The sequence below is a fragment of the Shewanella aquimarina genome (assembly GCF_023349185.1).
Lineage (GTDB): Bacteria > Pseudomonadota > Gammaproteobacteria > Enterobacterales > Shewanellaceae > Shewanella > Shewanella aquimarina.
Window position 1 is genome coordinate 476,597 of record NZ_JAKIKY010000002.1, and the last position, 12,098, is coordinate 488,694.

Below are 12,098 nucleotides of genomic sequence, written 5' to 3' on the forward strand. Positions count from 1 at the left end.
TAGAGTGCAGGACATAAAGAGCGTGGTCGATGCGATTAAATCACTTCCTGAATATTTTAGCCCTAGGGCTCCTGTTGTTGTCGTTTCTGACCGCAAGCTGTATCTATTACCTTATCTACCTGCCAAGAATCGAAGAGCAAGTGGTCTCGAGGCAAGACAGAGATCTTCAGGCGGTTCAGCAAGGGATCGCCTATGCCCAGAAAAACCTCGATACCCTATGTTACGACTATGCCATCTGGGATGACATGGTGACCTTTGTCGATAATGTGTCGCCTGAGTTCGTGACTAAAAATCTGTTCGATAATGCCTTCGAGGCGGCCAACGTAGATGGATTCTATGTGTTTAACCGCCAGAATCAGCTGGTATGGCAATATAACAGTGGTGCCGAGTTTGTTTCTCAGAATCTTCCCCTCTCCAAGGGGCAATTTGTCGGCAAGATACTTCCTTCGAAGGCCGAGATGGATGGCAATCGTCCATCGGTGCGCAGCGGCCTGCTGCGCATGAATGACAAAGTGGTCTACTTTAGTAATGTCACCGTCATGCCAAGTAGTGGTGAGGGCCGGGTTGCGGGTAGCCTGCTGACCGTGCGTAACGTGAGTCAGACGATTCATGAGGAGATAGAGCAGTTTAGCCTGATTAAGTTTGAGCTGGAGGTGCTGGCTAAACCTGAGCTTTCCGGTGAGACCTCGCTGGGTTTTAGAGAAACACCTAAGGTGGATGAGATCTCAGCGGAGCATTCTTGGTATCTGCATGATGCACTCAGTGTGCCGTCGCTCAAGATCACCGTGAATCACGACAGAAGCCTGCTTCCCTCTATCTTTACCGTAGAGTCGATCTTGATGTTCTTAAGTGTCTTGGTGATGTCCTACATAGCTATCATCCCCTTCTCGGCGCTGGTGGTCAGGCCGCTTCGAATCGCCAACGCCGTGCTGGATAAGATGGCCCATCGCGGCGTGCTCTTGACCATGCCGACGGCTTGGGCAATCACCGAGGTGGCCAATCTGACCGAATCCTTCAACCTGGTGGTGGAGAAGCTACAGCGCCATCAGAATTATCTGGAATCCCTTTCTTTTAACGATCCTCTCACCGGTATCGCCAACCGTCGCAGCTTAGAAGTCTTTGCCGAGCGAGCTCATAAGCAGTGGCGTGAGGGTAAAGGGGCGATAGGTTTCATCATGTTGGATATCGATTTCTTTAAGCCTTATAACGATACGGTTGGGCATCAGAGTGGCGATCAGGCGCTTATCAAGGTGGCGCAGGCGCTGATGCTCGAGTGTCGTCGCCGGGGCGAGCTAGTCACCCGTTATGGCGGCGAAGAGTTTTGTGTAGTGATCCACGGCGATAACATGGCTCAGATGGAGCTGTTGGCAAAGCGGATGTTACAGAAAGTGCGCGATCTCAACATCTATCACCAGGCTTCACCCTTCGAGATCATTACCGTCAGCATGGGCGCCGTACTCTACGACGGTTATCATCCCGAGTTTGCCAATGACGATTGGCAGCAGATGATCAGGCTCGCCGATGAGCAGCTCTATAAGGCAAAAGAGAGTGGGCGGAATAACCTACAGATATTGCATCGTAAGGTTAGTCCGCTGTTTGTGGTGGGGTGAGTCAGAGCTTGAAGGTGATCACTTGCTGGCGCATCGAGTCGGCGAGTGAGGTAAGCTGAGCGATGGAGTGACCCAGCTCTAGGGCCGATTCTGTGGATTGACTGGCTATGTCACTGATGGCGATGATACTGCGGTTAATGCTCTCGGCGACACTGCTCTGCTCTTCCGCTGCCGTGGCGATATGGGTGTTCATCTCTGTGATGTTATCGACCGAGGCTACGATCTCTTGCAGCGCTTCGCCGGCCTTGTTGGTTTGCTGATTGGCATCATCCACCTGTTTAATGCCCACATCCATGGCGGTGACCGCCTCGTTCACCCCACTCTGAAGCGTCTCTATCATGGTCTCGATCTCCTGGGTCGCCTCCTGGGTGCGCTGGGCGAGGGAGCGAACCTCGTCGGCGACCACGGCAAATCCGCGCCCCTGCTCACCGGCCCTGGCGGCCTCGATGGCGGCGTTGAGCGCCAGCAGGTTGGTCTGCTCGGCAATCCCCTTGATGACGCTCAGTACGCTGCCGATATGTTGGCTTTCGTGGGACAGGTGGGTGATCACCTCTGAGCTGCTCTGGATCTGCATCGACAGCGCCTGCATGCTGCTAATCGACAGCTGGACGATATCATTGCCGTTGGCGGCGAATCTGTCGGCATTTCTGGCTGAGTCGGCGGCGGCTGTGGTGCTTTGCGCCACCTCGTTAACCGTTGCCGTCATCTCATTCATGGCTGTGGCGGTCTGCTCTGTCTCCGCCTGCTGCTGTTGAATGCGGGCATTGGAGATTTGAGTGAACTCGTTGAGGGCTAACGCCGAGTCACTGACGCTGTTGGCTGCCTCGGCTACCCCCTTGAGGATGCCTCGCAGGTGGCGAAAGACATCATTGAGCCCGGTGGAGATCAGCCCCAGCTCGTCTTTATTCAGTTGCTCGAAGGTGACAGTGAGATCTGAGTCTTGCTGTATGGTCAGTAGCTGGGTGCGTATGTGGTTGATTGGTTTCATCACGCTACGGTTGATCCAGATACCTAGCACTATGCTGGCAACGGCGGCGACCAGGGTGATGAGCAAGAAGAGGGTGAGGGAAGATTGGTAGATCTCGGCGACCCTGTCCTTTTCCTCGCCGGCGACCTTGAGTTGCAGGCTGATTAACTCGGCGATGGTGCCACTGATGGGATCGATCACCCGGTAGAGGGGGATAATCTCATCTCGCAGTTGGCCGGCAATATTGCCAGACTTACCGTTGAGCAGCTGCTCCAGGTGGGCGATTCTTTGGTTGGCCGGGACAAATAGGCGTTCGGCTTCATCGACCAGTCGTTGTTCATCCTTGGTGAGCTGGGTGGCGATGTATTGGCGCCACTTTTTGTCTATGTTGTTACTTGCTTCCTGCAGGGCCTGGTTTGCCTGTTCGGCGCTGAAATCACCGGCATTAGCCTTGTTGATGGCGTCGATGACAGATACCGCGTAATCATCGGCGATCACCTTGAGATCTTCCAGTGGAACGACTCTATCGTTATAGATGGTGACGACACCTTTCTCGATATTATTCATCATATTGATTGCTAAGATGCAGATACAGATGAGGAGCGAGAGGGGGAGTAAGATACCGAAAGCCATCTTGTGCTTGATTTGAATATTGTTCATATAGACACCCAAAAAAAGGAGTAAATAGCAGAAAGCTAAAACTTATGTCGTATCTATAGGTATAGCAAAAGATTGAAATGGGTAAGATGAATAGAAACAAAAAAGCCTCGCAGTGCGAGGCTTTTTTGTGTGGTGCGCTAGGCACCCTAGAATATGGTGCCCGAACCCGGAATCGAACCAGGGACACGAGGATTTTCAATCCTCTGCTCTACCGACTGAGCTATTCGGGCGACGGGGTGCATTAAAAGGCTTTTGCGCATTTGAGTCAACACATTTTTGCAAAAACTTTGTTTATCTCGCTTGTTTGGATAACTTTTGCCCGAAACGTCGATTTTTAGATCAAATGTCGAGATTCAGGGGATCTGTCGAGGTTGAAACAGGGCGGCGGGCCGAGCCCTCTATTTGATGACTACCGAGTAAGTTAGGCTGGTAATGTCGACCAATAAGCGACTAAAGCTGCGTGTGGGTCATAGAGGCGGATATAAAAAAGGCCCCGCGTGCGGGGCCTCTTAAATCATTGACTACTCTGTATGTACAGGCTGGCTTACTTGAGCATGTCGTTGTTGGGGAAGTTGCTCTGCATCACCATGAGTACGTGATCTTTGAGTTTCTGCTGGCCGAGTTTCTCGTAGGCGGTCGCCATGATCTCTAGGGCGCGCTCGGTAGATGGTGTTCCCGGGTAGGTTTCCAGCACTGTCTGGGCGCGCACGGCGGCGGCGCTCCAGGCATTCATCTTGATGTAGTATTCCGCGACGGTAATGGCGTACTTGGCCAGACGGTTCTTTAAGAACTGCATGCGTTTCTGCGCATCGGCGGCATATTTGCTGTTAGGATACTGCTTGATCAGACGATCGAAGTCTTTAAAGGCGTCTTGCGCAGCCTTGGGATCTCGGTCGGTTCTGTCGATGTTGAGCATGTCGTGGAACATATAGTTGTCCGACTGCATGTTCACCAGACCACGCATATAGTAGACATAGTCGATATCTTTATGTGTGGGGTTAAGGCGAATGAAGCGATCGATATTGGCGATGCCCGACGCTGAATCATCCAGTTTGTAGTATGCGTAGATCAGGTCTAATTGTACCTGAGTCTTGTGTGGTCCGAAGGGATAGCGAGAGTCTAGTGCTTCCAAAGAGCGCACCGCTTTACTATAGTTGCCCAGCTCCATCGAGGTTCTGGCTTGAGAATAGAGGACTTCGGGGGAAGATTTACTCAGTTCGATATCATCTTCTGGTTTACTACTACACGCCGCTAAGGTCAATGACAACAAGGCGATAGCTGCGCCTTTAGCAAAATTATGCATACTTGAATTCGATTCTTTGTAAGTTGTTGTTTAAGAATTTTTCCATTTCACGATAAAATAGAAACAATACGATTGTAACAGATAGCACTTTAATTTGGACCCCAAAACGCGGGTACGGTTCCTATGACACAAGAGATTAATCTAAAAAGCGAGATCACAGCAACACAAACCGGGCAGAGATTAGACCAAACTCTGGCCGAGTTGTTCCCTGATTACTCCCGTACACGTATTAAAGAGTGGATACAGGCTGGTGCCGTCTACGTCGATGGTATGGTGCAGACTAAGCCGAGAGAAAAGGTGCTCGAAGGCCAGGAAATTGAGATCGAAGCGACTCTCAAAGAGGAGATCAAGGCCGAGGCACAGGCGATCGATCTGGATATCGTCTACGAAGATGACCATATTATCGTGATCAACAAGCAGGCTGGCCTGGTGGTTCACCCCGGCGCAGGCAACAGCGATGGCACCCTGATGAACGCGCTCTTGCATCACTGCCCTGAAATTGAGCTGGTGCCAAGGGCCGGTATCGTACATCGTCTCGATAAGGACACTACAGGCTTGATGGTAGTGGCTAAGACGGTCGAGGCGCAGACCCATCTGGTTGCGGCATTGCAGGCACGCGAGATCACCCGTGAATATGAGGCGATCGTGAGTGGCACCATGACGGCCGGTGGTGTGGTCGATGAGCCGATTGCGCGCCATCCGACCAAGCGTACTCATATGGCGGTGCACCACGGCGGTCGCCCCTCGGTGACCCACTACCGTGTGGCGGAGAAGTTCCGTGCCCATACCCGTCTTCGCCTGCGTCTGGAAACCGGTCGTACCCACCAGATTAGGGTGCACATGGCACACATAGGCCATATTTTAGTCGGGGATCCTGTCTATGGCGGTCGTCCTCGTCCACCTAAGAAGGCGACACCTGAGCTGATGGAGGCGCTAAACGGCTTTAAGCGTCAGGCGCTGCATGCGGTACGCCTCGAGCTGGCACACCCCTTCACCTGTGAGATCATGAGCTGGCAGGCGCCAATTCCTGAAGATATGGTGGCCTTAACGCGCGCCCTGCGTGATGACACCAAGGCTCATCCGGCGGAATATTAATGCTGCCTCAAGACTGGTTCATCCCACCTGGCGTGAAGCTGGCTTTTAGCCAGCGTCAGGGGGGCGTGAGCCTGTCACCCTTCGATAGTCTCAATCTTGGCGACCATGTGGGCGACGCCCCCGAGTTTGTGCGTCAAAACCGTTTGCTTGTGGCAAAGGCTCTGGGCATGTCAGCCGAGCCTGCCTGGCTGCAGCAGATCCATGGCATCGAGCTGGTGAATCTGGACCAGGACACAAACCGTGTTGCCGATGGCAGTTTCTGCCGCAGTGGCGAGCATGTGTGTGTGGTGATGACTGCCGACTGCCTGCCTGTGCTGATTTGCGATCGCGCGGCGACTCAGGTGGCGGCGGTGCATGCCGGTTGGCGCGGTCTTTGTAATGGCATCGTCGAGGCGGCTATCGCCGAGTTTGATGCGTCCGCCGAAGAGTTACTTATCTATCTTGGCCCCTGTATAGGCCCTGATGCCTTCGAGGTCGGCGGTGAGGTTAGGGCGCAGTTCATCGCTCAGCATGCTGAAACCACAGACTTTTTTAAGCCGAGTGCCGATAAGTTTTTAGCCGATCTGCAAGGGATAGCCCGCTACCGTGCTGAGCGTCTCGGTGTTGGCGGCGTCTATCAATTACCCCACTGCACCTATAGCTTGAGTGCCGACTATTTCTCCTATCGCCGCGAGGCGAAAACCGGCCGTATGGCCTCTTTTATCTGGCTGGAAGCTTAGTACGAAAAAGCAGCAATTTTTCTCTTATTGCTTGAATCCTCCTAAAAAGCCCCCATCTATACTGGTAACAAAGCACTGAAGGTTTCCTTCATTCGTTAATTTTTTAGGAGGCTGTATGCGACTCGATCGTATGACGAACAAATTCCAGATAGCAATCTCCGATGCTCAGTCATTAGCGTTGGGGCGTGACCATCAGTTTATCGAGCCGATTCATCTGATGATGGCGTTGCTTAACCAAGATGGTGGTTCTATCCATCCATTGCTGACCCAGGCCGGGATCTCGGTTAGCACCTTGCGTTCTGCCCTGAGTCAGGAGCTAGAACGTTTACCTCAAATTGAGGGCACAGGCGGTGACGTTCAGCTGTCGCAGGCGCTGATTCGCCTGTTGAATCTGTGTGACAAGTTGGCGCAAAAGCGCAAAGACAAGTATATCTCCAGCGAACTCTTCGTGTTGGCTGCCCTCGAGGGCAGCGACGCGTTGGCGCAATGCCTGAAGAAATCGGGCGCCACCAAGGAGCTGCTTGAGAAGACCATCGAAGAGGTGCGTCTTGGCAAGAATATCGACGACCCTAACGCCGAAGATCAGCGCCAAGCGCTGAAGAAGTTTACCGTGGATCTGACCGAGCGCGCCGAGCAGGGCAAGCTGGATCCCGTGATCGGCCGTGATGATGAGATCCGACGTACGATTCAGGTGCTGCAACGCCGCAGCAAGAACAACCCTGTACTCATCGGTGAGCCTGGCGTGGGTAAGACGGCCATCGTCGAGGGCCTGGCCCAACGCATCATCAATGGCGAGGTGCCTGAGGGGATCAAGAATAAGCGGGTGTTGTCACTCGACTTAGGTGCGCTGGTGGCCGGTGCTAAGTATCGTGGTGAATTCGAGGAGCGTCTCAAGGCGGTGCTCAATGAGCTGGCGCAGGAAGAGGGCCAGGTGATCCTCTTCATCGATGAGCTACATACCATGGTCGGCGCAGGTAAGAGTGATGGCGCCATGGATGCGGGTAACATGCTTAAGCCAGCATTGGCCAGAGGTGACCTGCACTGTGTCGGTGCCACCACCTTAGATGAATATCGTCAATATATTGAGAAAGATGCCGCGCTCGAGCGTCGTTTTCAGAAGGTGCTGGTTGATGAGCCAAGCGTCGAAGACACCATCGCGATTTTGCGTGGTCTGAAAGAGCGCTATGAGCTGCATCACCATGTGGAGATCACCGATCCGGCCATCGTGGCCGCGGCCAGCATGTCTCACCGCTATATTTCTGACAGGAAACTGCCCGATAAGGCGATCGACCTCATCGATGAGGCGGCCTCAAGTATCCGTATGCAGATAGATTCTAAGCCCGAGCCACTGGACAGGTTAGAGCGCCGCACCATACAGCTTAAGCTGGAGGAGCAGGCCCTGATCAAAGAGAGTGACGAGGCCAGTCAGCGTCGCCTTAGCACCTTGCGCAGTGAACTTGCCGAGGTCGAGGCCAAGGCCGCCGAGCTCAACGAGGTCTGGCATACCGAGAAGGCTGCACTGGCAGGCACTCAACATATCAAGGCGGATCTCGAGCAGGCCCGTATGGATCTCGAGGTGGCAAGGCGTGCAGGGGATCTGACCCGTATGTCTGAGCTGCAATATGGTCGTATTCCCGAGCTCGAGAAACAACTGGATCTGGCGGCGCAGGCCGAGATGCAGGATATGACGCTGTTGCGTAACAAGGTCTCTGACGTGGAGATTGCCGAAGTCCTGTCTAAGGCGACCGGTATCCCTGTGTCTAAGATGCTCGAAGGGGAAAAAGAGAAGCTGCTACATATGGAAGAAGCACTGCATACTCGGGTGATTGGACAAAACGAGGCCGTGGATGCGGTGGCCAATGCCATTCGTCGCAGCCGCGCCGGCCTTGCGGATCCTAATCGTCCTATCGGCTCCTTCCTTTTCCTCGGTCCTACCGGTGTGGGTAAGACTGAGCTGTGTAAGTCATTGGCGAAGTTTCTGTTCGATACCGAATCGGCCATGGTGCGTATCGATATGTCCGAGTTTATGGAGAAGCATTCGGTGTCACGCCTAGTTGGTGCGCCTCCAGGGTATGTGGGCTATGAAGAGGGGGGCTATCTCACCGAAGCGGTGAGACGTAAGCCTTATTCGGTGATCTTGCTCGATGAGGTGGAAAAGGCTCATCCCGACGTGTTCAACATCCTGCTGCAGGTGCTGGACGATGGTCGCCTGACCGATGGTCAGGGGCGTACGGTGGATTTCCGTAATACAGTGGTGATCATGACCTCGAACCTGGGCTCAGATGTGATTCAAGAACGTTTCGGTATTGCCAGTTATGCCGAGATGAAGAGTGAGGTGATGAATGTGGTAACACACAGCTTCAGACCCGAGTTCCTCAACCGTATCGATGAAAGCGTGGTCTTCCATCCATTGGAGTCAGAGCATATCGCTCATATTGCGCAGATCCAGATAGACAATCTGAAGGCGCGCCTGGCGGAGAAAGACTTTGAGCTTGAGGTGAGTGACGATGCCTTAGCCTTGATCGCTCAGGCTGGATTCGACCCTGTCTATGGTGCAAGGCCGCTGAAGCGTGCCCTGCAGCAAGAGGTCGAAAACCCACTGGCGCAGAAACTCTTGAGCGGCGAGCTGTTACCTGGCGCGCCAATCAAGGTCGATGCCGCGGGGGGCGAGCTCGCCTTTCATCAATAAGGCTCGCTCTAGTAACTTAGCTTTGTAATTTAGTCCCGTGACTTAGTTCGATAGCTTAGTTCGATTGCTTAGTCCAATTACTCAGTCCTGTAAAAAGCCCAAACCTAGGTTTGGGCTTTTTTTATCAGGGGCATCAGATTGCACTTGTCTATTATTTGAACTAGTTTGCAAAGGGCGGTATCTCTTCCTAATTTGAGTTTTTATACAGTGAAGGAGTATTGGATGAAAGCAAGGTTAGCAGTTATAGCATCTCTGGCCGTATTGGTGACAGCATGTAGCTCGGCACCAATGCAAAGCAGTGGCCCGGCCTTTGTCGGCGTCGGCAGCGTCGACTATGACAGCCTCTATCACTATGGTTACAACACTGGCTGTCGAAGCGCCGGTTACCTGAAACAAAATCCAGGCGCCGATACCTTAGAAGGGATGAAGGATAAGGTGTTGGATGGCTTGAGTGAATTTGATAAGGGCTGGAATGCGGGCATCCAGGCCTGCCAGGATGGCGTGAGTCGCTCTATGTATATGGTGAAAGGTAGCAGTTCGAAAGGCGCTAGTAAGTAGAAGTCGAACAGGGTCTATAAGAAACATCAAGCGACAACCTCGGCACGTCGGGTTGTCGCTTCTACTTCTATACATATGTCTATTTGACGCAGAAGAGTTTGATACGTTGTTTCTGCGCGGCGATCTCTGATTGCCTGTCTTCCTCAGTCATGCGCACCATTTCACCACTTTCTTCATTCTTACGTGTTAGGCGAGTATAGGTCTCGAGCACGCTCAACTGATGCTTGGCATTTTCGCAGATGGCCTTGGCTTGGGCCTTATCTTTCTCGTTGATCGCTTCGGCGGCTAACGCGGCTTCGCTTTTTGGCTCTCCCTGTTTTTCAGTGACCTTAGGGGCGGTAAAGCCGACTTTTTTCTGTTCGATATCTTCGCTATAGAGTTTTTCTGTCTTAGCCTCGGGAGGCTTTTCCTGGCTGTAGTGGGTGACTCCGTTTTCATCTACCCACTTATAGATGGTCGTAGCAAGCGCGGGGGCGCATAGGAATAGGCTAAGTAGTGCGCTAAGATAAAATTTTCCGGTCATCATAGTGTCCATATTTAGGCCGGGAGAGAGTGCAAGAGATGCCTCATCTGCCAACAATTAGAGGTCCGTATAAAAAGTGAGCTTAAATCTGTGTTATCTTTCTATTTTATCAAGATAACCTTGCTCCTTATTATATGCAAAATTTAAACAAAGAGACGGTTAAGAACCGCGGTATCTACCTTTTACCTAATCTGTTCACCACTGCGGGATTGTTTTCCGGCTTCTATGCGGTGATTGCCTCCATGAATGGCCACTTTGAAGCGGCGGCGATCGCCATCTTTGTCGCCATGATCTTCGACGGTGTCGACGGACGGGTCGCAAGGATGACTAATACCCAGAGTGCATTTGGCGCCGAATATGACAGCATGGCCGATATGGTCTCTTTCGGAGTCGCCCCTGCGTTGATCGCCTATAACTGGGCCTTGGCCGATCTGGGCAAGGTCGGTTGGTTGGCCGCATTTATCTATTGTGCCGGCGCCGCATTACGACTGGCGCGTTTCAATACCCAGGTTGGCGTCGCCGATAAGCGCTACTTTCAGGGGTTGGCGAGTCCAGCCGCCGCGGCCATCATCGCTGGTGCTATCTGGACGGGTACCTATTATGAGATTGAGGGCCAACAGGTAAGTATATTGGCGCTGCTAATGACAGCTTGTGCCGGTCTCTTGATGGTGAGTAACTTCCGTTACTACTCCTTTAAAGACTATGACTGGCGCGGCCGGGTTAACTTTATGGTCATTCTGGCACTGGTGGGCCTGTTTGTGGTGGTTTCGGTGCAACCAGCTACCATCTTGTTTATCGTCTTTAGTCTCTACGCACTCTCTGGCCCTATATACACCATACGCACGGTAAAGAAATTAAAGGTGAGTCATGTGGTGGGGGATGAGAACGAAACCGGTACCGATATTGCTCAAGAGACAGATGAATCCAAACCAACTGAGCAAGATGATTCAGATGCCGATAAGAAGCTGTAGCACTTAAGTTTATATTCTAAGTCTATATCTATTATATAGGCGACAAGATAAGGCGACGCAGACATAAGGTGGCACTGAGATAAGACGACACAGATATAAGCCGACAGTGAGGCAAGGCGGCAAAGCACTGATGCTATAAGGGCTAAATAAGCCAGCTGGGCGGCCTTGCAATTAGGCTGCTCAGATTTTTGGCAGAGTCGAAATTTTTGTGCCAAACTTATTTTCCGGTTTCAAACAAGCGAGTCACCCAATCGACAGTTTGTGGTGGTGTCGTTACTCGCATGTTGACCTTGTGTGTGGCTTTTCGCTGGAATCATCACGTTTTGCGTGTTTTTTGTTCGATCGATATTTTTCGTTAAAAAAGCCCTTGCGCAAAAGATTTGGCTCCCTATAATGCGCTCCCACTGACACGGCAAACGGCGCTACTTACCAAGTGAGTAGGTAACGAATGTCGAGTCAAGGTGATAAGCGGTTCGAGTTTTTAAGCCGGTAGTTACAGCGCTAGAGCACAGTAATTAACCGCTTAAAAATCTTTTGAAAAAAGCGCTTGACGCCGACAGGGAGAAGCGTAGAATACGCAGCCCTAGCCCGCTGGACTCCAGTATGAGGCGAACGTTCTTTAACAAGATAAAACAAGAAATCTGTGTGGACACTCACAGGTATTGAGTTAATCGAAAACGATTTAAATCTCAATGCAATTCTTTACTAGAGATAGTGAGAGTCCATAGCAATATGTACAAACATCCTTAGATTCTTCCGAGTCTAAGTGATGAATCAGAATTCATTGAGTCGGACTTAGGTCCACAAAAACTTTTAATTGAAGAGTTTGATCATGGCTCAGATTGAACGCTGGCGGCAGGCCTAACACATGCAAGTCGAGCGGTAACATTTCAAAAGCTTGCTTTTGAAGATGACGAGCGGCGGACGGGTGAGTAATGCCTAGGGAACTGCCCAGTCGAGGGGGATAACAGTTGGAAACGACTGCTAATACCGCATACGCCCT

9 protein-coding genes, 1 tRNA gene and 1 rRNA gene are annotated in these 12,098 nt (G+C 51.9%); 7 read left to right on the forward strand and 4 right to left on the reverse strand.

What is annotated here, in order from left to right; all coding sequences use genetic code 11:
• Positions 1-29 precede the first annotated feature (29 nt).
• The gene (locus L2731_RS04215) at positions 30-1,610 is read left to right on the forward strand and encodes a sensor domain-containing diguanylate cyclase (protein ID WP_249251967.1); all 1,581 of its coding nucleotides are present in this window, start codon (positions 30-32) and stop codon (positions 1,608-1,610) included.
• Position 1,611: 1 nt separating this feature from the next.
• Here L2731_RS04215 and L2731_RS04220 read toward each other — a convergent pair whose 3' ends face one another.
• The 3 genes from L2731_RS04220 to L2731_RS04230 all read right to left on the reverse strand — a co-directional run bounded on the left by L2731_RS04220 (position 1,612) and on the right by L2731_RS04230 (position 4,540).
• Entirely contained in the window at positions 1,612-3,237 is a 1,626-nt protein-coding gene (locus L2731_RS04220) for a methyl-accepting chemotaxis protein (RefSeq protein WP_249251968.1), read from the reverse strand.
• Positions 3,238-3,391: 154 nt separating this feature from the next.
• Positions 3,392-3,467: transfer RNA gene (locus L2731_RS04225), tRNA-Phe, on the reverse strand.
• A 314-nt stretch (positions 3,468-3,781) separates the two neighbouring features.
• Positions 3,782-4,540 carry an outer membrane protein assembly factor BamD gene (locus tag L2731_RS04230; protein WP_249251969.1) on the reverse strand — a complete coding sequence of 253 codons (759 nt, stop codon included), beginning with the start codon at positions 4,538-4,540 and terminating at the stop codon, positions 3,782-3,784.
• 123 nt (positions 4,541-4,663) lie between these two features.
• On the opposite strand from L2731_RS04230, the gene rluD reads away from it, so the two are divergent.
• The 4 genes from rluD (at position 4,664) to L2731_RS04250 (ending at position 9,601) form a co-directional block, all read left to right on the forward strand.
• On the forward strand, positions 4,664-5,635 hold the full coding sequence (rluD, locus tag L2731_RS04235; protein WP_249251970.1) for a 23S rRNA pseudouridine(1911/1915/1917) synthase RluD: 972 nt from the start codon (positions 4,664-4,666) through the stop codon (positions 5,633-5,635).
• On the forward strand, positions 5,635-6,354 hold the full coding sequence (gene pgeF, locus L2731_RS04240; RefSeq protein WP_249251971.1) for a peptidoglycan editing factor PgeF: 720 nt from the start codon (positions 5,635-5,637) through the stop codon (positions 6,352-6,354). The genes rluD and pgeF overlap by 1 nt, the downstream gene beginning before the upstream one ends.
• Before the next feature lie 115 nt (positions 6,355-6,469).
• Positions 6,470-9,043: an ATP-dependent chaperone ClpB gene (gene clpB, locus L2731_RS04245; protein ID WP_041508723.1), complete on the forward strand. Its 2,574-nt coding sequence runs from the start codon at positions 6,470-6,472 to the stop codon at positions 9,041-9,043.
• Positions 9,044-9,265: 222 nt separating this feature from the next.
• Complete coding sequence (locus L2731_RS04250; protein ID WP_239852019.1) at positions 9,266-9,601, forward strand: hypothetical protein; 336 nt, start codon at positions 9,266-9,268, stop codon at positions 9,599-9,601.
• A gap of 79 nt (positions 9,602-9,680) precedes the next feature.
• Here the strand turns inward: L2731_RS04250 and L2731_RS04255 are convergent, their stop codons facing one another.
• Entirely contained in the window at positions 9,681-10,124 is a 444-nt protein-coding gene (locus L2731_RS04255) for a DUF4124 domain-containing protein (protein WP_249251973.1), read from the reverse strand.
• 134 nt (positions 10,125-10,258) lie between these two features.
• Between L2731_RS04255 and pssA the strand changes: the two genes are divergently transcribed.
• A complete protein-coding gene (gene pssA, locus L2731_RS04260) occupies positions 10,259-11,095 on the forward strand; it encodes a CDP-diacylglycerol--serine O-phosphatidyltransferase (RefSeq protein ID WP_249251974.1) in 837 nt (278 codons plus the stop codon).
• A gap of 814 nt (positions 11,096-11,909) precedes the next feature.
• A 16S ribosomal RNA gene (locus L2731_RS04265) occupies positions 11,910-12,098 on the forward strand; the annotation flags it as partial.

Excerpts from the sequence above, each read along its gene's own strand:
- L2731_RS04215 (WP_249251967.1), top strand. The coding sequence starts at position 30 with ATGCGATTAAATCACTTCCTGAATATTTTAGCCCTAGGGCTCCTGTTG.
- L2731_RS04220 (WP_249251968.1), bottom strand. The coding sequence starts at position 3,237 with ATGAACAATATTCAAATCAAGCACAAGATGGCTTTCGGTATCTTACTC.
- L2731_RS04230 (WP_249251969.1), bottom strand. The coding sequence starts at position 4,540 with ATGCATAATTTTGCTAAAGGCGCAGCTATCGCCTTGTTGTCATTGACC.
- rluD (WP_249251970.1), top strand. The coding sequence starts at position 4,664 with ATGACACAAGAGATTAATCTAAAAAGCGAGATCACAGCAACACAAACC.
- pgeF (WP_249251971.1), top strand. The coding sequence starts at position 5,635 with ATGCTGCCTCAAGACTGGTTCATCCCACCTGGCGTGAAGCTGGCTTTT.
- clpB (WP_041508723.1), top strand. The coding sequence starts at position 6,470 with ATGCGACTCGATCGTATGACGAACAAATTCCAGATAGCAATCTCCGAT.
- L2731_RS04250 (WP_239852019.1), top strand. The coding sequence starts at position 9,266 with ATGAAAGCAAGGTTAGCAGTTATAGCATCTCTGGCCGTATTGGTGACA.
- L2731_RS04255 (WP_249251973.1), bottom strand. The coding sequence starts at position 10,124 with ATGACCGGAAAATTTTATCTTAGCGCACTACTTAGCCTATTCCTATGC.
- pssA (WP_249251974.1), top strand. The coding sequence starts at position 10,259 with ATGCAAAATTTAAACAAAGAGACGGTTAAGAACCGCGGTATCTACCTT.